Below are 23,178 nucleotides of genomic sequence, written 5' to 3' on the forward strand. Positions count from 1 at the left end.
GGCGTCAGACGGTGGGCACCTCGACGCCGAGCACCGCCTGCTCGTCGGGGCGGTGCACCAGCACGTCGGCCAGGTACGACTGCACCGCCCGGCGCATCCCGACGTCCCGACCGGCCTGCTCGGAGAGCAGCCACTTGTGCTCGATGATCTGGGCGAACAGCTCCTGCGGCTCCAGCTTGCGGCGCAGGTGCGCGGGCACCGCCCGGACCACCGGCTCGAAGACCTCGGTCAGCCAGCGGTGCGCCGCCTGCTGCTCGTCGGTGAGGTCGCTCTCCAGCCGGTAGGCGTCCAGGTCGTTGAGGAGCTTGCGGGCCTGGTTCTCCTCCGCGTCCAGGCCGGTCAGGCGCAGCAGACGCCGGGTGTGGTAGCCGGCGTCGACCACCTTCGGCCGGACCAGGTAGCGCCCGTTGTCGACTGTCGACATGGCCACCTCGGCCACGTCGAAGCCCAGCTCGTTGAGGCGGCGGATGCGGCGCTCGATGTCGTGCCGGGCGGCGCGCTCGACCTGCTGTTCGTAGGTGATCTCGTGCCAGAGCCGCTCGTAGCGCCGCACGACCTCCTCGCAGACCACCTCCGGGTCGATCGACTCGTGCAGCAGGCCGGCGGCCTGGAGGTCGAGCGCCTCGCCGAAGATGTTGACCCGGGCGATCTCCAGGTCCTCGCCGCGCTGGCCGTTTGACAGCGACGGGTACAGCGCCCCGGTCTCGGCGTCGACCAGGTAGGCGGCGAACGCGCCCGCGTCGCGCCGGAACAGCGTGTTGGACAGCGAGCAGTCGCCCCAGAAGAACCCCGTCAGGTGCATCCGCACGATAAGCGCGGCCAGCGCGTCCAGCAGCCGGTTCATCGTCTCCGGGCGCAGCGTGTTGGAGAACAGCGCCCGGTAGGGCAGCGAGAACTGGAGGTGCCGGGTGATCAGCACCGGGTCCAGCGGCTCGCCGTCGTCGGTCTGCCGGTCGGCCACGATCGCGATCGCCTCGACCGACGGGAAGTCGATCCGCTCCAGCGCCCGCAGCAGGTCGTACTCGCGCTCGGCGACCCGCTCGCCGGTCTCCTTGACCGCGTAGACGTACCCGCCGAGCCGGACGAACCGCACGATGTGCCGCGAGATGCCCTGCGGCAGCGCCACCAGGTGCTCGGCAGGCCACTGCTCCAGCGGGGTCGACCAGGGGAGGTCGAGCAGCGCCGGGTCGACGAGAGCCGAGGTGATCCGCACGGCAACCAGTGTGACCGCTGACCCCCGCGCCGCGCCTCCCTTCGTGGCTGGGCACACAGCCGCCGATGCCCGCGCCGCCCGGCCGCCGCGGACGGCCGGTAGCGTGGTCGCGTGCGTCAGACCTCGGGGGTACGCGGTGAACTGCGGCTGCGGCCGGTCCGGCCGGCCGGGTGGTGGTTCGACGGACTGCTGCTCGCGGCAGTGGTGGCGCTGACCGTCGCGCTCGCCTCCGGTCACCTGTTCGGCCTCGACCGTGCGGTCGCAGACTGGTCCGACGAGAACCGCCCGGCCGCCGCCCGCTGGGTGGCGATGACGCTGAACCTGCTCGGCCAGGGCACGCCGCTGACGCTGCTCGCGGCCGGGCTGGGCGTTCTGCTGGCGTGGCGGCTGCGCTCGGTACGGCCGCTGCTGCCGCCGGTGGCCGGTTTCGTGCTCACGTTCTTCACGGTCGGCCCGCTGAAGGTGTGGACGGCCCGGCCGGCGCCGAGCGCCTCGGTCAAGGAGCCGTTCCTGTCGCCCGAGCAGACGCTGCCGCTGTTCCAGCACGACCTGCCGGTGCGTTTCGCGCAGTCGTACCCGTCCGGGCACGTCGCCAACTCGATCGTCTGGTACGGCGTCCTGGCCCTGCTGCTGGCCCCGCTCGTGCGGACGCTCGGCCGTACCGTCCCGGCCGGGCTGGTCACCGCGGTCCGGGTGGTGCCCCCGGCGGTGGTCTTCTGCACCACCGTCTACCTGGGCTGGCACTGGCTGACCGACTCCGTCGCCGGGCTGCTGCTCGGCCTGCTGCTGGACCGCCTGCTGCGCCGGGTGCCCTGGGACGACCTGCCGCTGCCGCGTCGCCTCGGCGACCGGGGACGGCCGGTCGCCTGGTCCGCGCCGCCCGCCGCCTCCGGAACGCGGTGACGGGCGGGCGCGGCGCTCAGCCGGCCGGCCGGATCTCCACGATGCTGATCCGGGTACGGGTGCTGTAGGTGAGCTTGCGGCGGTGGTCGCCGTCCTCCGGCCGCACCGCCACCTGGATGCGGATCTGGGTGCCCTTCGGCAGCTCGACCCGTTCGTCCGGCGTGCTCACCACGAACACCCCGCCGGTGGTCTCCGGGTCGACGGACACCCGCTCCTGCCGCAGCAGCGGGGTGTCGTTCTCCGAGTCTCCGGGCCGGGTGTACTCGGCGCGGATCCGGACCAGGTCGTCGCGCCGCAACCCGCGCAGGTCGACTGTCGCCTGGATGCTCACCAGCCCGGTCTCCGGCACGGTCCAGTGGTAGAGGCCGGTGGCCCAGCGGATGGCGTGGAAGACGTCAGTGGTGCCGAGCGTGTCGCCGGCGTGCGCGGTGCTGTGGAAGGTGGCGATCACGTCCCGTTTCGTCGTCGTGGACGTCTTCTCCCCGATCATCTTCGCGAAGTCGTCGGTGGTGCCGCGGAACGCGTCCGCGTCGCAGGTGTGCTGGCGGCCGATGATCGCCGAATCGGTGAACTGCCAGATGCGCGGCGTCTCCGCCGGCTTGCCGTAGCGGGTCCAGCCCGGCCCGGAGTCCCCGCCGGCCCGCGCGTACGCGGCCTTGAAGTCCTCGGCCACCCGGTACGGGTAGTCGGCGTTCCAGCGCGGGAAGTCGCCCAGGTCGTCGTCGCCGTACTCACCGCGCGAGGCGTACATCACCGCCACCTTGCCGGTGCGCTCCTCCAGTTCCTTACCCACGTCGACGCCGATGTGCGGGGGCACGTCGTCGGTCGGCCAGCGCTCCAGGTCGATCTGCCAGAAGAACCCGTCGTAGGTGCGCCACCAGGGGGTGTGCTTGTCGGCGTAGTCGATGGCGGTGGTGGCCTGGTCCTCGATGGAGACGTCGGAGTGCACCACCACGTACATGCCCAGGAACGGGATGCCCGCGTCCTTCGCGGCGGTGAGCATCACCCCGTAGTACTGGCTGTGGAACGTGCCGTCGCGCGACTGCTCAGTGCCCTTGTAGGTCATGAAGTCGATGCCCGCGGCGCGGGCCTCCCGGATCCGGTCGGCCGTCAACCCCCGGTCGACGTCGTAGTCACTGGCGTCCCAGCCGAAAAGCGTCATGTGCGGTACCTCCCGCGTTCGCGGAGAAGACGTTCCCGAAATTGCCGGAGCCGATTCGAGGGCGCCATTGCCCGATCGACGCAGAAAGAATCTGATCATCGCCATCGGATAATCGGAACGGAACATTTGCAAACTGCTTGACCTGCGTAAACGACTCTACCCAGGCCCTCCGCAATCAGCCACCGCTGAGCACCGGTTAAATTACGCAAATCATTTTCGTCAATTTCCGGTCGCGGGGCACCTCCCGTTCACCCGAGCACCCTAGGCTGCCGGTGTGGAACAGCTGGCGCGGCGACTCGGCGTACTCGATGCGGTGGTCGTCGGTCTGGGCTCGATGCTCGGCGCGGGCGTCTTCGTGGTCTTCGCACCGGCCGCGGCTGCGGCGGGCGGTCCGGGCCTGCTGGTCGCGCTGGCGGTCGCGGGCTTCATCGCCTACTGCAACGCGACCAGCTCGGCCCGGCTCGCCGCCCGCTACCCCGAGTCCGGCGGCACCTACGTCTACGGCCGGGAACGCCTGCACCCGTTCGCCGGTTTCCTCGCCGGCTGGGGATTCGTGGTCGGCAAGACGGCGAGCTGCGCGGCGATGGCGCTGACCGTCGGGGCGTACCTGTGGCCGGGGCGGGCGCGGCTCGTCGCGGTCCTCGCGGTGGTGGCGGTGACAGCGGTGAACCTGCGCGGCATCGGCAAGACCGCCACCGCCACCCGGGTCCTCGTCGCGGTGGTGCTGGCGGTGCTCGCCGTGGTGGCGGTGACCGGCGCGCCGCAGATCGCGGCCGACCGGCTCACCGCGCCCGCCGGCATCGGGGCGGGCGGCGTGCTGACCGCCGCCGGGCTGCTGTTCTTCGCCTTCGCCGGGTACGCGCGGATCGCCACGCTGGGCGAGGAGGTCCGCGACCCGGAACGCACCATCCCCCGGGCGGTGCCGCTGGCGCTCGGCGCGGTGCTGGCGATCTACCTGACGCTGGCGGTGGTCGCGCTCGGCGTGCTCGGCGCCGACCGGCTGGCGTCCACCGACGCGCCACTGGTCGAGGTGGTGACCGCCGCCGGGCACCCGGGGCTTGCCTGGCTGGTCCGGGCCGGCGCCGCCGTCGCGGTGACCGGGGTGCTGCTGTCGCTGCTGGCCGGCGTCGGCCGCACGACGCTGGCGATGGCCCGGCGGCACGATCTTCCGGGCGCGCTGGCGGCGGTCCATCCGCGCCACCGGGTGCCGCACCGCGCCGAGCTGGCGGTGGCCGCCGTGGTCGCCGCCGTGGTGACAGTGGGCGACATCCGGGGCGCTATCGGCTTCTCCAGCTGCACGGTGCTCGTCTACTACGCGATCACCAACGCGTCGGCGCTGACGCTCGGCCCGGACCCGGACCGGCGCCTCCCGGTACGGCTGCTCGCCGCGCTCGGGCTCGTCGGCTGCCTGGTGCTGGCGGTCAACCTGCCGCTGCCGAGCGTGCTCGCCGGGTTCGGCGTGCTCGCCCTCGGCGCGCTCGGGTACGCGATCCGCAGCCGTCGTCGACCTGCCTGACGCGGCCCGGCGGCCCCTGATGCGCCCGGCGGCCCTGACCGCTGACGCGCCCGGTCACTCCTGCGGGCGGCGCGCGGCGGGCGGGCCGGTGGGCGCCGGCGGCGGCGCGGGCGTGGTCTCCCGGAGCAGCGCGGTCAGCCCGGCCCGCCGGGCCACCACCGTGAGCCGGTCACCGGCCTGGATCACCACACGCGGGTCGGCCGACCAGTCGGCCTTCTGGCTCGGCCGGGTGTGCGCGAGCAGGCGCACCTCGCCCGGCCGGGCCACCGCGCTCAGCGGACGCCCGTCCAGCGGCGAACCGGCCACCACCGGCACCTCGGTGACCAGCAGTGCGTGCCGGTCGACCGGGATGGTGGCGACCACCGCGCGATCCAGCAGGGCCGCCGCGAACGCCGGCGCGGCCAGATAGGACACGCTGCGCGAGATGCCGATGCCGAACGCCTGCTGGATCCGCTCGGCGAAGTCGCCGTCGAACAGCCGCAGCACCACGCGCAGGTCCGGGTCGAGGGACCGGGCGATCAGCGCGGCCCGAAGGTTCGTCCCGTCGTCGGTGGACACCACCACGAGCGCCTGGCAGGTGTCCACCGAGGCGGACCGGAGCGTCTCCTCCCGGCCCGCGTCGCCCACGATCAGCGGCACCCCCAGCCGGCGCGCCAGCGCGGCGCCGCGCGCGTCCGGGTTCTTGTCGATCGCCACCACCTCGACGCCGAAGTCGTGCAACTGCGCCATCACCCGGGTGCCGATGTTGCCCAGCCCGACCATCACCACGTGCCCGGAGCGGTCCGGCTGAACCCGGCCCGCGTGCAACGCCAGCCGGGCGTTGACGATGCCGTCGACCACCGCGGCCGTGATCAGCGGGATCAGCGCCAGCCCGGCCAGGTTGAGCACCACCTGCATCACCTGGGCCGCTACCGGCTTGCCGACGTCCGGATCCTGGCCGGTGAGCGTGGTGACAAGCGTCAGGTAGATCGCCTCGCTCCAGCTCACGTCGGCGGCCCGCGCGTTGAGCCAGCCCAGCGCCGCGATCACCCCGAGCAGCACCAGCACCGCGATGCCGATCTTGCGGGTGGCGAAGTGGCGGACCGCCCTCAGCAGCACCGCCACCGGCTGCCGGCGCCGCCGCGCGCGTACCAGCCGCCGGGCGGCGACCTCGGTGCCCGCCGGGCGCCCGGTCGCCTCGGCCAGCACCACGTCGGCCGCCGACTCGTCGGCGGGCAGCACCCGGACCAGGTCCGGATCCGTGGTGACGGCGAGGCCGCAGACCACGTCCTGCGGGCGTACGTCGTCCCGGCGGGCCACGTAGAGCGTGCGCCCCGCGTGCCGGAAGTGGGTCGGCGCCACCTCACCCAGCGCGGCGGCCACGAAGGCGGGCGCGGCCATCGAGGCGTCGGAGAGCACCGCCGAGTCGGGGAAGAGCTGCCGCAGCCCGTCCGCCAGGTTGGTGTTGAACATCCGCACCACCAGGCGCAGCCGCGACTCGACCTCCTGGGCGCAGAGCGCGGCGTGCATGTTGCCCACGTCGTCCTGGTGCAACAGGGCCAGCCCGGCCGCGCCGGCCAGCCCGGCCCGGCGGAACGCGGCCTCGTCGAGCCGTTCGGCAGTCACCACCCGTACCCCGGGCACGTCGCGCCCGTCGGGGCCCTCGGACCGGCGGCGGCCCGGCACCACGAGCGTCACCCGCACCCGGCCGTCGGCGTTGTCGGTCGCGAGCAGCGACCGGACCACCCAGTAGGCGAGCGGGTCGGAGCCGCAGACCACGTAGTGGGGGCGTTCGTCACCGTTCATCCGGAGCCGCCAGCCGGTCGCGCGGCGCGCGCGGTCGCGGAGAGGCTCGGCCATGTCCGGATCGTAGTCAGCCGCTCGCGATGTGCGCAGCCCCGGCGATCATGGACGCATGGCAGGGGCGGGTACGGGTAGAGCACCGGCATGCAGACGTTCCTGCCGTATCCGGACTTCCTGGCCAGCGCGCGCACGCTGGACCAGAAGCGGCTGGGCAAGCAGCGCGTGGAGACGATCCAGGTGCTGCGCGGGCTGACCCGGCCGGACTACGGCTGGCGCAACCACCCCGCGGTGAAGATGTGGGCCGGGTACGAGGAGGCGCTGACCCGGTACGGGCTGGACATGTGCGCGGTGTGGTGCGAGCCGGGCCGGGCCGACACCTGCGCCGGGACGCTCGCCACCGACCTCGCCGCCGCCTGCGGCATCACGCTGATCCGTACCCAGGACGAGCTGGCCGCCGCCGGTGAGCTGCCGCCCTGGCTGGGCCGCGACGACCTGCACCGCAGCCACCGGTCGTCGCTGCTGCGCAAGGACCCCGCCCACTATGCCCGGTTGTTCACCGACGTCTCCCCCGACCTGGAGTACGTCTGGCCCCCGTCGGCCCGCCCCCGCCGCTGCCTGCCGTGAAAGCCCCGTCGACGCGTACCCAGCGTGTTGCCCTTTCAAGCGGCAGACTGGGGGGACCGCCGACTGGAGGATGCCCCCGTGAGTCTGTCGCAAGTGGTAGGTCGTCTCATCGGCGTACGCGAGCACCTGGTGGACCCGGGCGGCGGTGGCGCCGACCGCGTGCCGCGACCGGTCCCGGCGCTGGTGGTGGGCGGCGGCATCGCCGGCATGTCGGCGGCGGTGGTGCTGGCCGAGCGCGGCGTGGCGGTGACGGTGCTGGAGGCGGCGCCGCACCTCGGCGGGCGGCTCGGCGCCTGGCCGGAGGAGCTGTCCGACGGCGTCCAGCGCAACGAGCACGGCTTCCACGCGTTCTTCCGGCAGTACTGGAACTGGCGGTCGATCCTGCGCCGCGTCGATCCGGCGCTGGGCTTCCTCAAGCCGATCCCGGGCTACCCGATCCTGTCCGAGCAGTGGCCCACGGAGGAGTTCGGCAAGCTGCCGCCCGCGCCGCCGGCCAACCTCCTGGCGCTGCTGCTGCGCAGCCCGAGCCTGCGCCTGGCGGACCTGCGCACGATGGATCGGGACGCGGCGCTGCCGCTGCTCACCTACGACCCGGTACGCACCTACGAGGAGTTCGACGAGCGGACCGCCGACGAGCTGCTCACCTCGCTGCGGCTGCCGGACCGGGCGCGGGCCATGCTGTTCGAGGTCTTCTCCCACTCGTTCTTCAACCACGAGGCGGAGATGTCGGCCGCCGAGATGATCGCGCAGTTCCACTTCTACCTGCTCGGCAACCCGGAGGGGCTGGCCTTCGACTGCCCTGATCGGGACTACGGCACCGCGATCTGGGAGCCGCTGACCCGGTACGTGGAGAAGCACGGCGGCCGGGTGACGACCGGCGCGGCGGCGGCCCGGCTGGACCGTACCCCGGCGGGGTGGCGGGTGACCGGCGCGGACGGCGACGTCTGGGAGGCGCCGCACGTGGTGCTCGCGGTGGACCCACCGGCGCTCGCCGCGCTTGTCGGCGCCTCGCCCGGCCTGGTCGCGGCGGCACCCGAGCTGGTGGCGCGGATGCCCGCGTTCGGCACGCCCGGGCCGCCGTACGCGGTGGCACGCTACTGGATGGACGGGGACGTCCGGGCGGACCGGGCGGTGTTCAGCGGCGTCTCCCGGCAGCCCACGCTGGACTCGGTGACGCTCTACCACCGGCTGGAGGAGGAGCCCCGCCGCTGGGCCGAGCAGACCGGCGGCTCGGTCGTGGAGCTGCACGCGTACGCCTGCGAGCCGGACGTGCCGGCCGACGAGCTGGCAGCCCGGATGCTGCGGGAGCTGACCGCGCTCTGGCCGGAGGTGGCCGACCTGCGGGTACGCGAGCTGCGCGCCCGGGTCGAGGCGCAGGCGCCGGCGTTCACGCCGGGCAGCCACGCCTGGCGTCCCGGGGTGGAGACCGACGCGCCGGGCCTCTACCTGGCCGGGGACGGCATCCGCACGGAGTTCCCGAGCGCGCTGATGGAACGGTCGGCGGCCACCGGGATCATCGCCGCGAACCACATCCTGCGGGCCGAGGGGGCGGCGGCCGAGCCGGTCCGCTCGATCCGGCCGCGCGGCCTGCTGGCCGGGAAGACGGGACCGAAACGGCTTTAAGCGGACAAAAACGGCTCTAGGCTCGACTGATCCGGTGACACGGGAGGTCGGGCGGTGAGCACCGCGACACGGGAGCGGCGCGACGAGGAGCACGGGACACCACGGGACGAACGGACCGCGGTGGTCACCGCGCTGCGACTCGGCTGGTCCATGGCGGACGCCTACCACCACGCGCAGACAGCCGACCTGACCGACGGCGGGAACCGGCCGGTGGCCGCGCCGCCGAAGTTGTCGAACCTGACCGAGCTGGCCGGATGGCACCGGCTCGGCATGTACCTGGACGGCGTGGACGTGGCGCTGGCGCAGATCGCGCCACTGACCCCGGCGGGCCGTACCGTGCCGTCCGCCGCCGCCGCGCGCCGCGCCACCGGCACCGACCGGGAGCCGCTGCTGCGCGCGCTCGACGACCTCAACATCGACGTGCTGCGCTGGACGATGGCGACGAACCACCGGGTGGGTGTGGCGTACCGGCTGGGGCGCTCGCTCGCCGACACCGTGCGACGTGGCGACGCCGACCAACTGGCCACTCGGTTCGGTGGCCGGCACCTCCAGATCAGCAGGTGGCTGGACGAGCTGGCGAGCGTGCTGCCGCCGTACTCGGCCGCCGTGGTGCGCCGCTCACTTGCCGCCTGGGCCACGGCTGTCGGCCGCGCCACGGTGGGTGACCCGGGCGAGGCCGGGCTCGCCGAGCTGGCCCGCGAGCTGCGCAACCAGGGCGACCTGTGGCAGGACGTCCTGACCGGCGGCCTGCACCCGCGCGACCTGCTGGACGAGGAGAACTGGGCGGTGGTCGCCCGCAACGTCATCATCCGGGACCGGAAGCTGGTGGCGCAGGCGGCCCGGGGCATCTTCTGGCCGGTGCTGGCGCCACTGCTGGTGGTGCTGCTGGCGGTGGTCGGGGTGAGCGCCGCTGCCGCGGCCGGCTCCCCCACCACCCGGGCGGCGGTGGCGCTCGTCGGTCTGGGCGCCGGGCTCACCGCGATCTGGCGGTCGATCTCCACGCCCACGCTGTCGGTGGCGGCCGAGGTGAACCGCCCGCTGCTGGACAGCGAGCTGGTGGTGCAGATGACCGCCCGGATCGACCGGCCGCTCACCGCCGCGCGGCTGGCGGGCCGCGCCGGACGGCAGCGGCGCCCCGCCGACGACGGATCGAAATACGTTGCCCACGATTCCCGAATCGATCTACCGTGAGCGCGCAAGGCCAACCACCGCTCCGGGAGCCGTCCATGTCGCTGCGATCCGCCACCACGACGACGTCGTGGCTGCTCGGCGACGGCTGCCGGGAACACGGTCCCCGGCCCGGAGGGCACGACTGACGCGCCTCGCGCGTCCCCGTCGTCGCCGCCCGGTCCCGTGGACCGGGCGGCTTTTTCGTCGCCGTACCGCCGATCGTGAAGGGAGAGCCCGGTGGACGCCGTCCTCGTCATCAACGCCGACCTCGGCCCGCTGCACCGGGTCACCGTCAAACACGCGATCCGGATGCTCTGCCGCCGGGTCGCCGAGATCCACGAGGCCGAGCCCGACCGGGTGATCGGCGTCTTCCCGCTGCCGCGGGTGGTCCGCCTCGTCCGGTACGTGGTGACCCGCTGGCGGTTCAGCGCCGGCCCGGCCTGGTCCCGGCCTGGGGTGCTGGCGCGTGACCGGCGGAAGTGCGCGTACTGCGACGGCGCGGCGAGCACGATCGACCACATCCTGCCCCGCTCGCGCGGTGGCCGGAACACCTGGGGGAACACCACCGCCGCCTGCTACGCGTGCAACCAGCGCAAGGGTGACCGGACCCCGGCCGAGGCGGGCATGCCGCTGCGGCGGGAGCCGGTGACGCCGAGCTGGGCCGCGCTGGCGCGGTGACCGACGGCCGGCGGGCACAGGGGGCGGTGTCGGGGGTACGCCCCGGCGCCGCGCCCGCCGGTCCCACCAGGGCGCCTACCTGTCGAGACGCCGGGCCAGCCCGTCGAGCAGGAGGTCCAGCCCGCCCCCGAACTCGTCCTCCGGTGCGACCCCGCCGGCCTCGCGCGCGGTCGCGGCGAGCAGGGGGAACTCGTCGCGGGGCAGCGCCGCGATGACAGCCGTTCCGGGGCCTGACAGCGCGCCGAGGTGCTCCATCTGGATCGCCCCGACCACGTAGCCGAGCAGGGCGCGGAACGCGATCACCCGTCCGACGCCGGTGAAGCCGGCCCCTGTCAGCACCGCGAGCACCGCCTCGCCCCAGCGCAGGATCGTCGGCGAGCGGTGCCGGTACGCGGGGAGCAGCGGCACCACTGCCGGGTGGACACCGACCGCGCGGCGTACCCGCTCGGCCAGGTCGCGGATGCCGTCCGCCCACGGGACGTCGCCCGGCGGACGGGTGTCCACCCGTTCGAGGACCCGCTCGACGACGAGCGCCTCCAGTTCGTCGCGGTCGGCGACGTAGCGGTAGAGGCCCATCGTGCTGGTGCCGAGCTGCGCGCCGACCGCGCGCATGGTGAGGCCGGCGAGGCCGTCCCGGTCGAGCACCGCGAGCGCCGCGTCGGCGAGCTGGGCCGGGGTCAGAGAACGGGGACGGGGCATGGCCTTGACAGCGTACAAGATACGCCTACGGTTGTAGGAGTACGTCGTACGCCTACAACGGGAGCGCGCATGGACGTCGTCACCCCTCGCCACCTGACCAGCGTGACCGGCGCCGGGATCGACCTGCCGGATCCGGACCGCCTGGTCCACCTCCAGTTCCGGCGCTTCGCCGGCTGCCCGGTCTGCAACCTCCACCTCCGCTCGATCGTCCGTCGGCACGCCGAGATCGAGGCGGCAGGCGTACGCGAGGTGGTGCTCTTCCACTCCCCCGCCGACGAACTGCGCGAGCACGTCGCGGACCTGCCGTTCGCCGTGGTGGCCGATCCGGACCGGCGGCTCTACCGGGAGTTCGGCGTGGAGTCGGCGCGACGGTCGCTGCTCGACCCGCGCGCCTGGCTGCCGATCCTGCGAGCCGTGGTGACCGGCACCTGGCATGTGCTGCGCGGCCGGGAGAAGCTGCCGTCCACCTCCCCGCACGGCGGGCGGCTCGGGCTGCCGGCCGACTTCCTGATCGCGCCCGACGGGCGGGTCCTCGCCGAGAAATACGGCGAACACGCCTCCGACCAGTGGTCGGTGGAGGAACTGCTGGCCCAGGTCAGGGAGAGCCGGTGACCACCGGATCGCCGGGGTGTTCCCGCAGGAACGCCTCGGCCCGGGGCGCGTCCCGGAGGATCTGCCAGCAGGCGAACGCGAACATCGCCCCGGTGACGCCGAACAGGACGAACCACATCGGGGTGAGGCTGAGCAGTATCTGGCCGAGGTTCATCGTCACCAGGCCCCCGATCATCGGGACGAATCTCCGTTGCCGGATCATCTGCGCAGCGGTCGTCCGCAGCCAGGGCAGGTCGCCCGGGGAGTCCACCACCCCGCGCCGGACCGCCCGGGCCAGCTCCCGGCGACGACTGATGCTCACCGCCCACAGCCGGGACTCCCGGTCGGCCCGGTAGGTGCCGCTGCGGATCATGCGGACCAACGCGACGATCTCGAGCACGAGGCCCAGCACCGTGAGGACCCCGCCGGTCACCGTCATCCAGGTGGGCGGGTCACCGCGTTCCAGCCAGCTGCTCGGGAAGACGCCGCCCGCCATCAGCCCCACCAGCAGCGACACCAGCGCGAACACCAGCGCCACGCCGACCAGCAGCAGCCGGAACCGACGGCGCCCCCGCCGGATCTCGTGACGTTCCCGCCCACCGTCCACGATGGTCTCCCCCGTTCGACGGCCTGAACGTACCCGCCGGGGGGGCGCCGTTCAAACGGCGGTCAGCGCGTGGCGGGCGGGGTCCAGCCGAAGCGCGGCGGGCGGCGCTCGTTGATCGCCGCCACCCCCTCGCGGGCCTCGCCGCTGTCCCGCACCTGGGCGTGCCACCAGGCGAGCCGGTCGGCGTCGGCGCGCCCGTCGACGATCTCCTTGGCGGCGGTCACGGTGAGCCGGGACCGCTCGGCGATGGTGGCGGTCAGCGCCGCCACCCGCCCGGCCAGCTCACCGGCCGGCAGCACCTCGTCCACCAGGCCGATCCGCAGCGCCCGCTCGGCGTCGACCAGCTCGCTGGTGAACAACAGGTGCTTGGCCGCCGACGGACCGACCAGCGCGGCCAGCCGCCGCGTGGTCGGCGCCGGGTAGACCAGGCCGAGCCGGGCCGGGGGTACGCCGAACCGCGCGTCCGCCGCGGCCAGGCGCAGGTCGCAGGCGACGGCGAGCTGGCAGCCGCCGCCCACGCAGGCGCCCTCGATCGCGGCGACCGTGGGGCGGCCGAACGCGGCGAGCCGTTCCTCGGCGGCCACCGCGATGCTGCCGTCACCGGCGGCCAGCAGCTCGTCCAGGTCGCCCAGGTCGGCGCCGGCGCAGAACGTGCCGCCCGCGCCGGTGAGCACCAGCACCCGTACCGCCGGGTCCGCCTCCAAACCGTCGAGCAGTACCGGAAGCTGCCGCCACATGGCCGGGGTCATGGCGTTGCGCCGGGTCGGGTTGTGGATGACCACAGTCGCCACCGGCCCGTCCAGGGTGACTGTCAGTTCCGCGTCGGACATGGTGCGACCGTAACGGCCGGGGCCCGGCGACCACCCGCGTGGGGTGGCCGCCGGGCCCCGGAGTCGGTGGTCAGGTCAGGAGACGTTGATCGCGGTGTCGTCGAGCACGAACGAGGTCTGCAGCGAGACGTCCTCGGTGCCGGTGAACTTCAGCGTGACGGTCTGCCCGGCGTACGCCGCCAGGTTGAACGACTTCTGGCTGTAGCCGCTGGCCTTGTTCAGGTTCGAGTAGGTCGCCAGCGTGGCCAGCACCGAGCCGGACGAGTTGAGCACCTGCACGTTCAGCTTGTCGTACTGAACGCTGCTGGTGGTCTCGGCCGAGTCGATGTGCAGCCAGAACGACAGGGTGTACGCGGAGCAGCCGCTCGGCAGGCTCACCGACTGCGACAGCGTCTCGGTACGGGTGCTGCCGTAGCCGTTCATCCACGCGTTCCAGGATCCGGTGCGGGTCGGCTGGCTGCTGCCGTGCTGCCCGATCACGCCGGAGCTGGCGGACCAGACCGTGTTGCCGGACTCGAAGCCGGGGTTGCCGAGCTTCTGGCCGGCGCCGGTGCAGCCGCCGCCGACGCTGCTCACGGTCAGCGAGTACGTGGCGGTCTTCGTGCCCGACGCCGCGCTGCCGGTGACGGTCACCGAGTAGGTGCCGGCCGGGGTGCTGGAGCTGGTGGCGATGGTGAGGGTGGACGACCCGCCCGAGGTCACCGAGGTGGGGCTGAACGACGCGGTGGCGCCGGTCGGCAGGCCGGACGCGGAGAACGTCACGGTCTGCGCGGTGCCGCTGGTGGTGGACGTGCCGACGGTGGCGGAGGCCGATCCGCCCGCGGTCACCGACCCGGAGGTCGGCGAGAGCGAGACGGAGAAGTCGTTGCCGGTCGAGCTGCACGGCGCGTCGTTGCCGGCCACGTTCACCGCGGTCCACGCGGCCTGGACGGTCTTGTACTCGGTGGAGCAGTTGCCGTACAGGTCGGTCGCGGCCCGCAGGGTGTACGCGCGGGCGGTGTTGGCCGGGTTGCTGGTGTTGACGTACGAGGTGTTCGAGGTGAAGTACACGTCGAGCGCCCGGTACCAGATCTTCTCCGCCTTGGCGCGGCCGATGCCGGTGACCGCCGGGGCCGAGCCGCAGACCGGCGAGGTGCCGTACGCGGTGGCGCCGGTGCCCTCGGCGAGGTTGAAGAAGAAGTGGTTGCCGACGCCGGAGGAGTAGTGCACGTCCTTGTTCTTCGTGCTGGTGGACCAGCAGGAGTCGGACGAGCCGTCCAGCGACGGGTTGTACATGTAGCGCAGCGGCGTACCGTTGCCGTTGATGTTGATCTTCTCACCGACCTGGTAGTCGCCCGGGTCGCTCGGCGCGGCGGCGTAGAACTCCACCATGTTGCCGAAGATGTCGCTGGTGGACTCGTTGAGGCCACCGGACTCACCGGAGTAGACCAGCCCGGCCAGCGCCTCGGTGACGCCGTGGCTCATCTCGTGCCCGGCCACGTCCAGCGAGACCAGCGGGCGGGAGTTGCCCGAGCCGTCGCCGTAGGTCATCTGGGCGCCGTCCCAGAACGCGTTGACGTAGTTGTTGCCGTAGTGCACCCGGCTCGGCACGCCCTGGCCGTTGCCGAAGATGCCGTTGCGGCCGTGCACGTTCTTGAAGTAGTCGAACGTCTTGGCGGCGCCGAAGTGCGCGTCCACGGCGGCCGACTGCCGGTTCGAGGTGGCGCCGTTGCCCCACGCGTTGTCCGCGTCGGTGAACGTGGTGCAGGTGGAGGTCCCGTTGTTCATGTCGCAGGTACGGCCGTTGCCGCGTACCGGGTCGATCATCTGGTACGTGCTGCCGGAGAGCGTGGTGTCGATGGTGACCGAGCCGGTGTAGATGCCCTGGCCGGTGCCGGCCACCGTCTCGATCTCGTCGTACGAGCCGATCACCTTGCCGGTGGTGGCGTCGGTGATGACGTGCAGCTTCGACGGCGTCTGCTTGTCCGCCTTCCAGCCGGTCGCGACGGTCTCCCAGGCGAGGCGGCCCTTGCCGCTGCTGGCGTCGACGAACAGTTCCGGCGCGCCGACCGAGGTGAGCGAACCGGAGAACGTCTTGCGGGCGCTGGCCTTGGCCGCGTCCGCGCCGACCTTCGCGGTGGTGCTCAGGGTCAGCGGGGCGGACAGGCTGACCGACGCGCTGGTCAGGGTGCCGTTCGGGGCGGTGTGGATGACGAAGTCACCGCCGTACACCCGCAGGCCCTGGTAGGTCCGGCTGTACCGGGTGTGCGCGGCCCCGGAGGGGTCGACCTTGGTGCGGACGGCCTGATAGGCCTCACCGCCGGCGCCCTGGACGACGCCGGGGTTGGCGCGCAGCAGGCTCGCGGCCTTGGCTGCGGCAGAGGTCTCGGGGCTGGGGGCGGTTGGCGCTGCCGCTTGCGCCGAGGTGGTGACGCAGGCCAGCACGCCGCTGGTGAGCAGCGCTGCGCTGACGGCGGCGACGGATCTTTTCACGGGCCCTCCTGGAAGGCGAAGTTGTGACGGGGGTAGTCACTGATGTAGATATAGCGATACATCGAAGAACGTGAAAGAGGCTGGCGGGATCCCGCCGGAGACACTGACCGAACGGATGAGGAGGAGCGGTGACCCGGAACCGGGTGGTCCCGTCGCGCGTCCGAACCGGTATGAGAGCTGCCCCCGCCGTGGCGGCCGTCGCCGCCCTTCTCGTCCCGCTCGCCGGCTGCGCCCGCACCGACGCGCCACCCGTCGTCACGGACGGGCCCCCGCCGCTCGTCTCCGAGGTCGTGCTCGAGAAGTCGGGAGGCATCGCCGGGCTGTCCGACACCGTCCGGGTCGGGCCGGACGGCCACTGGACGAGGACCGACCGCGCCGGCGCCTCCCGCGAGGGACAACTCGGCGCGGAGAAGCTCACCCGGCTGCGGCAACTCGCGGCCGACCCCCGGCTGGCCACCGAGGCCGCCGCCACCGTCCCGCCGACCATGTGCGCCGACGCGTTCACCTACCGGCTCACCATCGGGCCCCGGCAGGTCGGCTACGTCGACTGCCCGCCGGAGACCACGCCGCCGGCCGTCACCGCGCAGGTGGTGGACCTGCTCAACGGCGCCACCGGCTGACCCGGCCCGATTTCAAACCCGTTCCGGCTGTGACATCGGCCTATGGCCGGCCGGCGGGCGACCGGGCCAGCATGGAAGGCATGACTCGCGCACTCATCGCCCTGACCAGTCATTCCGAGCTGGGCCGCACCGGCCGCTCGACCGGCTACTACGTCGGCGAGGCCGCCGAGCCGTGGGAGGTGTTCCGGTCCGCCGGGTACGACGTCGACCTCGTCTCCGTGGCCGGCGGGGAGCCGCCCGTCGACGGGCGGGACGAGAACGACAGCACCCAGAACGACTTCCTCGCCACCGCCGGCGTCACGGACACCCCGAAGGCCGCCGACGTCGACCCGGCCGGGTACGACGTGATCCTCTTCGCCGGCGGCCACGGCACCATGTGGGACTTCCCCGACGACCCCGACCTGGCCCGGATCGCCCGCTCGGTGTACGAGCGCGGCGGCGTGGTGGCCGCCGTCTGCCACGGCCCGTCGGCGCTGGTGAACCTCACCCTCACCGACGGCTCCCGGCTGATCGTCGGCAAGCGGGTGGCCGGGTTCACAAACAGCGAGGAGGCGGCCGTCGGCCTCACCGACGAGGTGCCGTTCCTGCTCGCCGACAAGCTCGGCGAGGCGGGCGCGCAGCACGTACCGGCGCCGGACTTCACCGAGCACGTGGTGGTCGACGGGCGGCTGGTGACCGGCCAGAACCCGCAGTCCGCCCGCGCCGTGGCCGACGCCGTGGTGAAGCTGATCGCCTGAGTCAGATCCGGTAGTCGTCGGGCAGACCGGTGGCACGCAGCTCGGGCGGCAGGTGGGCGACGTCGTTGAACGCGATGAGCGCCGGCGGGCCGCCCGAGCTGTAGCGGATCACCGTCAGCCCGCAGTTCTGCTGGTTCAGCCCGATCCACCGGCGCGCCGGCGCGTCCACCGCGTGCAGCACCAGCCACGCGACCAGGAAGTTGTGGGTGACTACCAGCTCGCGTACGTCACCCTCCGCGGGAGCGGCGGCGAACCGCGCCACCGCCTCCGCGGTCACGCGCGGTCCGTCGCGCCGCTCCCGCTCGGAGAAGCCGGCCAGGAACGCCGCGTACGACTCCGGCAGGCCGGCCGGGTCGGTGTCGTGCGGCATGTGGTCGCCGGCGCGGTCGTCCTCGCGTACCGGAACACCTGGCAGCGACGCCGCGACCAGGGCGGCGGTCTCCGCGGCCCGGCGGGCCGGCCCATGATGTACGGCGGCGAAGCGCGTGCCGCGCAGCCGCGCGCCCAGTAGCGTCGCCTGCCGCCGCCCTCGCTCCGACAGCCCGGTGTCCGCCTCCTCCTCCGGCCGGTCCTGCTCGCCGTGACGGACCAGGTAGAGCAGGCGGCTGGGCATCGGCACCTCCACGGTCGGGGACCGCGAGCCTAGCCCGCCGCCGCGCCGTTCACTGCCCCTGGCGCATCTGCCCGATCCGGATGCGGTTGCCGAACGGGTCGCGGATGCCGAAGTCGATGCCGTACGGCTGGTCGGTCGGCTCGTCGGTCACCTCGACGCCCTTCGCGACCAGGTCCGCGTACGTCTTGTGCGCGTCGTCGGTGGTGAAGAACAGGAACCCGCCCGCGGCGCCCTTGGTGAGCAGTTCCCGGACCTGCTCGGCGGTCTTCGGGTCCAGCGCCGGCGGGCCCGGCTTCTCCAGCAGGATCTCCCGGCCCGGGTCGCCCGGCACGTGCACGGTGAGCCAGCGCATGAAACCGAGATCCTGGTCGAGGCTGACCTCCAGGCCGAGCTTGCCGACGTAGAAGTCGAGCGCCTCGTCCTGGTCGAGCACGTAGATCTGGGAGCGGGAAGTCGAAAGCATCGTCATGCCGACGACGCTAGAGCAGCGCCCCGGCCTGCTGCTTATCCAAAACCGCGCAGTCCTGCCGCCCGGCACCCTGGTCCGGCTTGCGTCGTTTGCCCACACGGGGACACCATTTCGTCACCCGCTGTTGACGTCTTCGCGACGACATCGGGGGAAGTCGATGCAGTTGATGTTGGCCTGGGCCGCCACGAGCGCCCTCCCGCCCTCCCGTGGTGACGCCGCCGTCGCCCGATTCCACAGCGCCGCCGCCGAGCTGGTGCCGGAGAGCTGGCACCGCCGGCACCTCGGTGGCACCGACTGGGGTGTGCTGGTGCTGCACCCGGCCGACCCGGGCGGCTACCGGTGGCCGCCCGTCGCCGGCGACGGCGACGTCACCGCCGTCTCGGTGGGCATCCCGGTCGGCGTCGACGGCGACGACCCGGTGACGCTCGCCCGCCACCTGCTCACCGGCGCGGACGTGCACCGCGACGTCGTACCGCCGTTCGCGCTGCTCGCCCTCGGCCACGACCGCCTCGCCCTGCAACAGGACTGGTTCGGCATGGCCCGCGTGTTCACCGGCACCTCCGACGGCGTCACCGCCTGGTGCACCCGGCCCGGCCTGCTCGCCGCCTTCCTGCACGGGCAGGCCCGCCCCGACCCGGCCGGCTGGTCGTCGTATCTGCTCACCGGCCACTTCGGCGGCGACCTCTCCCCGCTCGCCGACATCCGGCTGCTGCGGCCGGGCGAGCGGATCACCGGCCGCCGCCGCGCCGACGGCGGCTGGCAGCTCACCAGCGAGATCCGGTACGCCACCGACGACGTGGTCCGCAGCGGCCTCGCCGACCGGGACCGGCCGCTCGGCGAACGGCTGGACCGGGCCGCTGACGCGCTGACCCGGGCCGTCGCCGGCCTGCACCGGCTGCACGACGGTGGAGTGACGCTCGGCCTCTCCGGTGGGAAGGACTCCCGGCTCATCGCCGCGACGCTCGTCGCCGCCGGCCGTACGCCGAACCTGGCCACGAACGACGACACCGCCGCCGAGGGCGACGTGGCCCGCGAGCTGGTCCGGCTCGTGCGGGACCGGCGCGGCCTGGAGCTACCGCACCGCCTCGTGCCGGCCGCGCCCCCGGCCACCGTCCTCGGCGTCGGCCTCCGCGACCGGGCGCGACGGCTCGCCGCGCTGCACGACCACCAGTTCCCGTCGAACTACCTGGCCCGGCCGGCCGTGCGCACCCGGCTGCCCGAGGTGGTACGCGCGCCGAGCCTCACCGGCGCGGCAGGCGAACTGGTGGTCGGCTACTGGTACCCCCGGGCCGACGCCGACCCGGCGCCCACCCCGGAGCAGGCGGGCCTGACCAAGCTGCTGGCGGGCGTGCCGAACGCCGCGGTGTCACCGGAGGCACTGGCCACCGAACGGGACTGGGTCACCGCCCTGCTGGCCCACGCCCGCGACATCGGCCTCCGCGACGAGCACCTGATCGACTACCTCTACCTGGTCGAGCGGATGCGCCGATGGTGCACCTCCGCGTACACCACCGGGATGGTCACCCCGTTCCTGGCGCCCGGCTTCGTCGCGGCCAGCTTCGCGTTCACCGTGGCGGAGAAGCGGGCACGACTGCCGCACACCGCGCTGATCGCCCGGCTCGTACCGGAGTGGGCGGACGTGCCGTTCGTCAGCGCCGCCACCGGGCCGTCCCGGGCCACCCGGATCTGGGAGGGCGACGGCGTCGCCGCCGTGGCCGACCTGCTGGACACCGTGCACGGGCCGCTCACCGAGCTGATCCGGCGGCCGGTCGTGGAGCGGGACCTGCGTACCGCCGCCCGGGGCGGCCGACCCGATTCCCGGGTGCTCGCCCAGTTCACCGCGCTGGCGGTCGCCTCCGAACGGCTGGAACCCGCCTTCACCAGGCCGTCGACAGGTACCACCTACGCCCGGGTCACCGCGCCGCCGCGCCCGCGTACGCCGGTGAAGGGCCGGCTGGCCGGATTGCGCTGGGTACGGCGCAGCCGGCTCGGCGACCGGCTCTGGGTCATCGTGCGGCGGCAGGCGCGGGGGCGCTGACCGCGGCGGCTGGCCTCTTGCCCTCCGTGGCCGGCTCGCCCGCCGTGCTGCTCGGGCGCATCCAGGCCTTGGTGAAGCAGCCCGGGACGCCGGCCGGCACGGTCTTGCGGCGCCGGTAGGCCGACGGCGACTCACCGACGATGCCGTGGAACGTCCGGCTGAACGTGCCCAGACTGCCGAAGCCGACCAGGTGGCAGATCTCCGTGACCGGCTCGTCGGTGCGTACCAGCAGGTACATGGCCCGTTCCACCCGGCGGCGTTGCAGGTAGCGGTGCGGCGTCTCGCCGAACGTGGCCCGGAAGGTACGGATGAAGTGCGCCTCCGAGACGTACGCGATCCGGGCCAGCGCGGGGATGTCCAGCGGCTGCGCGTACGCCCGGTCCATCGCGTCCCGGGCGCGCAGCATCGCCCGGTTGGACTCCTCGACGGCGCGACTCATCGCTGGTCAGCCTACTGCGCGGCCCGCGCCTCGCGTCCCTACGGCTCGTTCGCGAGGCTCCTGGTCATGATGTGCTCGCGGCGCACGCCGTCGGGCATCAGGCCGCCGACGTCGCCCGTGTCCCGGAAGCCGTTGCGCAGGTACAGGGCCCACGCGTTCGGGTTGCCCTCCGCCACGGCGAGCCGCAGCGTCCGCGCGCCTGCAAGCCGGGCCCACTGCTCGACCGTCCGGACGAGGTGGTCTCCCACGCCCCGGCCGCGCCCCGCCGGTGCCACGTACATCGAGATCAGCTCGACGACCCCGTCGTGCTCGGTCGGCATCCCGCTGGCCATCCCGACCGATTGCCCGTCGAGCAGCACCACGACGTTGTACGAGCCGGGCACTGCGAGCCGCCCGCGCCAACGTTCCTCGCGGTCACCGTCGCCCTGCCAGTCCGCCAGCTGGGCGCCGAAGGCGTACCCGGCCTCGGTGAGCGCGGCGAGCCGCAGCTCCCGCCACACCTTCCAGTCGTCCTCGCCGAGGACGCGCGTCTCAAGCATGCGGAGAGGGTGACGCAGGCGTCCCGGGCGGACAATCGATATCCGCCGACTGCGACGACCAGGGAGCCCGACCATGAGACTGCCGCCCGGGGCCACCGGCTTCCACGCACCCGGCGCACGAGCGGACGTCAGGGCCTTCACCGCCGTCTGTCACCACGCCGCCCGCGCCCTCGGTGCCACCGTCACCGGCGTGACCCCCGCCGGCGTCACGCCCAGCTTCCACACGGCCGACATCGCCGATGCCCGGCACCACGTCGCGGTGCTGCGGCACGTCACCCTGCCGTTCATCGCCTTCTCCCGCCCGCGGGCCGGCGACGAGGCCACTGTCGCGTTCGTCGACCACCCCGGCCTCGCCGCTGTCCTCGCCACCCTGACCGACGCCCAGGTCCTCCCCGCCGATCAGCTAGGGATCCCGCTGTCACAGGCCGACCTGACCGCTCTCGACCGCGTCGAACTCGACCAGATCCGCTACTGGACACCGGCCACCGTCGGCGAGCTGATGTTCAACTTCTGGGACTGACCATTCGTGGCCCGACCCGCCCGCCGGAGAGAGCCTCCGCAAGGGCAGCACGTCGCGCTGGTCCTCGTCCGGGTCGCCGGAATGGCTGCTCGTCAGACGCCAGGGGCCTCTCTAGCCTGAACCCGGCAGGCTCGGCCTGACAGCACCCAGCGGGGGAGAAGATCATGGAACGCGTGACGGGCATCGGCGGCGTCTTCTTCCGCGCCCACAACCCGGACCGGATCAACCGCTGGTACGCCACCCATCTCGGGGTCGACCTGGCACCGGAGTCCTACGACGTGTCTTCCTGGTGGCAGAAGCCCGGCCCGACCGTCCTGGCGGCCATGCCGGCGTCGGCGACCGCCCCGTCAGTACGGCCGCCGGATGCCTCGCTTCGCGAGCGCCGCCTCGTAGAAACGAAGTAACTCCCCCGCCCCTCGGACCGCATCGTCCAGGTCGTCGAGAGCCTCGCCGTTCCCGGGATCCTCGCGGAGCATGCGAGCCGCTCCGGCGAGCTGCGTCCAGAGGGCGGCAAACGTATCGCCCTGCACGTGAAGGCCGGGAAAGGCCCGACCTGGCACCTGCACGACTGCCCAGTTGGCACCACGGGACAGGACCTGCGCTTGCTCCTGGCTCATCCGAGCAGATTCCCACTACCGCTCGACGAGCGTCCAGCCCGAACTGTCACCCACGGCGCCGGCTCAGGCGACGAACCAACCCGACGGCTCCCAGGCGTCGCCATCAGCGGGAACCGCGGCTGCGAACGCCTCGGACCGCTGGGCCTCTGCACGCAACCGAGCTGCCTGCTCTGCGGTGACCGCATACAGGACGAGCCGTCGAGGCTGGCCCGGAACCCAGTCCGGCCCGGCCGAGAACCAGAACAACCGACCCCCGTGACGGGCCAGGCCGTCCAGCGGTCCGTCGTACCAGTCCAGCACCTCGACGATCTCGACTCCGACGACCCCGGGCAGAGCAAGCGAGCCGCCATCCTCGTGACCCATCCCCGCACGTTAGCCGCTTCATCGAGCCACTGCGATCCCGCTGTCAGGCGGCCACGAACGTCCGATCGTGACGGCGGCGTACATCCGGCGACGGGCGACTGGGCGGCCGTGCGTCTCGTGGCGACGGCGGCCCCGGAACACCTTGTGAAAATGGAGCCCCCGGCCGGGATCGAACCGGCGACATCTCGCTTACAAGCTCTGTGCGTCGCGTCCGCACACGTCCGGCAACGGCTGCACGCTCGGAGCCTCGTCCATGCCAGCGCCCGTCAGTGTGCCGCCGTCCGGCGGCGTTGCTGTCAGCGTTGCTGTCGACAGCCGTTCCGTCGGCGACCCAGGCTGACCCCCGCCGGGGG

General features: G+C 73.1%; 25 protein-coding genes. 12 read left to right on the top strand and 13 right to left on the bottom strand.

The window, feature by feature from the left end; translation table 11 throughout:
* Window positions 1–4: 4 nt before the first annotated feature.
* Window positions 5–1,213, bottom strand: coding sequence for a DUF4032 domain-containing protein (locus OC439_RS10980; protein ID WP_120572862.1), 1,209 nt, complete (start codon window positions 1,211–1,213; stop codon window positions 5–7).
* Between the two features lie 111 nt (window positions 1,214–1,324).
* Here OC439_RS10980 and OC439_RS10985 point away from each other — a divergent pair, with 111 nt between their 5' ends.
* Window positions 1,325–2,116, top strand: coding sequence for a phosphatase PAP2 family protein (locus tag OC439_RS10985; protein WP_262013308.1), 792 nt, complete (start codon window positions 1,325–1,327; stop codon window positions 2,114–2,116).
* A gap of 16 nt (window positions 2,117–2,132) precedes the next feature.
* Here OC439_RS10985 and OC439_RS10990 read toward each other — a convergent pair whose 3' ends face one another.
* Entirely contained in the window at window positions 2,133–3,278 is a 1,146-nt protein-coding gene (locus OC439_RS10990; protein WP_262013309.1) for a hypothetical protein, read from the bottom strand.
* 274 nt (window positions 3,279–3,552) lie between these two features.
* Here OC439_RS10990 and OC439_RS10995 point away from each other — a divergent pair, with 274 nt between their 5' ends.
* A complete protein-coding gene (locus tag OC439_RS10995; protein WP_262013310.1) occupies window positions 3,553–4,794 on the top strand; it encodes an APC family permease in 1,242 nt (413 codons plus the stop codon).
* 54 nt (window positions 4,795–4,848) lie between these two features.
* On the opposite strand, the gene OC439_RS11000 is transcribed toward OC439_RS10995, so the two are convergent.
* Complete coding sequence (locus OC439_RS11000; protein ID WP_262013311.1) at window positions 4,849–6,633, bottom strand: potassium channel family protein; 1,785 nt, start codon at window positions 6,631–6,633, stop codon at window positions 4,849–4,851.
* Between the two features lie 87 nt (window positions 6,634–6,720).
* Here OC439_RS11000 and OC439_RS11005 point away from each other — a divergent pair, with 87 nt between their 5' ends.
* The 4 genes from OC439_RS11005 to OC439_RS11020 all read left to right on the top strand — a co-directional run bounded on the left by OC439_RS11005 (window position 6,721) and on the right by OC439_RS11020 (window position 10,671).
* Entirely contained in the window at window positions 6,721–7,200 is a 480-nt protein-coding gene (locus OC439_RS11005; protein WP_262013312.1) for an MSMEG_6728 family protein, read from the top strand.
* Window positions 7,201–7,278: 78 nt separating this feature from the next.
* Window positions 7,279–8,823 carry an FAD-dependent oxidoreductase gene (locus tag OC439_RS11010; RefSeq protein ID WP_262013313.1) on the top strand — a complete coding sequence of 515 codons (1,545 nt, stop codon included), beginning with the start codon at window positions 7,279–7,281 and terminating at the stop codon, window positions 8,821–8,823.
* Between the two features lie 54 nt (window positions 8,824–8,877).
* On the top strand, window positions 8,878–10,014 hold the full coding sequence (locus OC439_RS11015) for a hypothetical protein (protein WP_262013314.1): 1,137 nt from the start codon (window positions 8,878–8,880) through the stop codon (window positions 10,012–10,014).
* A gap of 216 nt (window positions 10,015–10,230) precedes the next feature.
* Entirely contained in the window at window positions 10,231–10,671 is a 441-nt protein-coding gene (locus OC439_RS11020) for an HNH endonuclease (RefSeq protein WP_262013315.1), read from the top strand.
* Between the two features lie 75 nt (window positions 10,672–10,746).
* On the opposite strand, the gene OC439_RS11025 is transcribed toward OC439_RS11020, so the two are convergent.
* The gene (locus OC439_RS11025) at window positions 10,747–11,370 is read right to left on the bottom strand and encodes a TetR/AcrR family transcriptional regulator (protein ID WP_262013316.1); all 624 of its coding nucleotides are present in this window, start codon (window positions 11,368–11,370) and stop codon (window positions 10,747–10,749) included.
* 69 nt (window positions 11,371–11,439) lie between these two features.
* Here OC439_RS11025 and OC439_RS11030 point away from each other — a divergent pair, with 69 nt between their 5' ends.
* The gene (locus tag OC439_RS11030; protein WP_262013317.1) at window positions 11,440–11,982 is read left to right on the top strand and encodes a peroxiredoxin-like family protein; all 543 of its coding nucleotides are present in this window, start codon (window positions 11,440–11,442) and stop codon (window positions 11,980–11,982) included.
* On the opposite strand, the gene OC439_RS11035 is transcribed toward OC439_RS11030, so the two are convergent.
* The 3 genes from OC439_RS11035 to OC439_RS11045 form a co-directional block, all read right to left on the bottom strand.
* Complete coding sequence (locus OC439_RS11035; RefSeq protein ID WP_262013318.1) at window positions 11,966–12,568, bottom strand: hypothetical protein; 603 nt, start codon at window positions 12,566–12,568, stop codon at window positions 11,966–11,968. The two genes, OC439_RS11030 and OC439_RS11035, sit on opposite strands and share 17 nt — an antisense overlap.
* A 62-nt stretch (window positions 12,569–12,630) precedes the next feature.
* A complete protein-coding gene (locus tag OC439_RS11040; protein ID WP_262013319.1) occupies window positions 12,631–13,398 on the bottom strand; it encodes an enoyl-CoA hydratase/isomerase family protein in 768 nt (255 codons plus the stop codon).
* A gap of 75 nt (window positions 13,399–13,473) precedes the next feature.
* Complete coding sequence (locus tag OC439_RS11045) at window positions 13,474–15,870, bottom strand: M4 family metallopeptidase (RefSeq protein WP_262013320.1); 2,397 nt, start codon at window positions 15,868–15,870, stop codon at window positions 13,474–13,476.
* Window positions 15,871–16,058: 188 nt separating this feature from the next.
* On the opposite strand from OC439_RS11045, the gene OC439_RS11050 reads away from it, so the two are divergent.
* Entirely contained in the window at window positions 16,059–16,490 is a 432-nt protein-coding gene (locus OC439_RS11050) for a hypothetical protein (RefSeq protein ID WP_262013321.1), read from the top strand.
* 80 nt (window positions 16,491–16,570) lie between these two features.
* Window positions 16,571–17,227, top strand: a complete 657-nt coding sequence (locus OC439_RS11055; protein ID WP_262013322.1) for a type 1 glutamine amidotransferase domain-containing protein — start codon at window positions 16,571–16,573, stop codon at window positions 17,225–17,227.
* 1 nt (window position 17,228) lies between these two features.
* Here the strand turns inward: OC439_RS11055 and OC439_RS11060 are convergent, their stop codons facing one another.
* Both OC439_RS11060 and OC439_RS11065 read right to left on the bottom strand, forming a co-directional pair.
* Window positions 17,229–17,840: a histidine phosphatase family protein gene (locus OC439_RS11060; RefSeq protein WP_262013323.1), complete on the bottom strand. Its 612-nt coding sequence runs from the start codon at window positions 17,838–17,840 to the stop codon at window positions 17,229–17,231.
* A gap of 49 nt (window positions 17,841–17,889) precedes the next feature.
* Window positions 17,890–18,309: a VOC family protein gene (locus OC439_RS11065; RefSeq protein WP_135242286.1), complete on the bottom strand. Its 420-nt coding sequence runs from the start codon at window positions 18,307–18,309 to the stop codon at window positions 17,890–17,892.
* Between the two features lie 157 nt (window positions 18,310–18,466).
* Between OC439_RS11065 and OC439_RS11070 the strand changes: the two genes are divergently transcribed.
* The gene (locus OC439_RS11070) at window positions 18,467–20,347 is read left to right on the top strand and encodes a hypothetical protein (RefSeq protein WP_262013324.1); all 1,881 of its coding nucleotides are present in this window, start codon (window positions 18,467–18,469) and stop codon (window positions 20,345–20,347) included.
* Here OC439_RS11070 and OC439_RS11075 read toward each other — a convergent pair.
* Together OC439_RS11075 and OC439_RS11080 are read right to left on the bottom strand one after the other, a co-directional pair.
* Window positions 20,316–20,786 (bottom strand): helix-turn-helix domain-containing protein, encoded by a 471-nt coding sequence (locus tag OC439_RS11075; RefSeq protein WP_262013325.1) that lies wholly within the window; start codon window positions 20,784–20,786, stop codon window positions 20,316–20,318. The two genes, OC439_RS11070 and OC439_RS11075, sit on opposite strands and share 32 nt — an antisense overlap.
* 38 nt (window positions 20,787–20,824) lie before the next feature.
* Complete coding sequence (locus tag OC439_RS11080; protein ID WP_262013326.1) at window positions 20,825–21,325, bottom strand: GNAT family N-acetyltransferase; 501 nt, start codon at window positions 21,323–21,325, stop codon at window positions 20,825–20,827.
* A gap of 73 nt (window positions 21,326–21,398) precedes the next feature.
* Between OC439_RS11080 and OC439_RS11085 the strand changes: the two genes are divergently transcribed.
* On the top strand, window positions 21,399–21,845 hold the full coding sequence (locus tag OC439_RS11085) for a hypothetical protein (RefSeq protein WP_262013327.1): 447 nt from the start codon (window positions 21,399–21,401) through the stop codon (window positions 21,843–21,845).
* Window positions 21,846–22,009: 164 nt separating this feature from the next.
* Window positions 22,010–22,249 (top strand): hypothetical protein, encoded by a 240-nt coding sequence (locus tag OC439_RS11090; protein WP_262013328.1) that lies wholly within the window; start codon window positions 22,010–22,012, stop codon window positions 22,247–22,249.
* Here OC439_RS11090 and OC439_RS30340 read toward each other — a convergent pair.
* Together OC439_RS30340 and OC439_RS11095 are read right to left on the bottom strand one after the other, a co-directional pair.
* Complete coding sequence (locus tag OC439_RS30340; RefSeq protein WP_410054907.1) at window positions 22,193–22,462, bottom strand: DUF6959 family protein; 270 nt, start codon at window positions 22,460–22,462, stop codon at window positions 22,193–22,195. The two genes, OC439_RS11090 and OC439_RS30340, sit on opposite strands and share 57 nt — an antisense overlap.
* Before the next feature lie 63 nt (window positions 22,463–22,525).
* On the bottom strand, window positions 22,526–22,825 hold the full coding sequence (locus OC439_RS11095) for a hypothetical protein (protein WP_262013329.1): 300 nt from the start codon (window positions 22,823–22,825) through the stop codon (window positions 22,526–22,528).
* Window positions 22,826–23,178: the final 353 nt, after the last annotated feature.

Origin of the sequence: Micromonospora sp. Mcm103, from assembly GCF_024519755.1 — a bacterium.
Taxonomy (GTDB): domain Bacteria; phylum Actinomycetota; class Actinomycetes; order Mycobacteriales; family Micromonosporaceae; genus Micromonospora; species Micromonospora aurantiaca.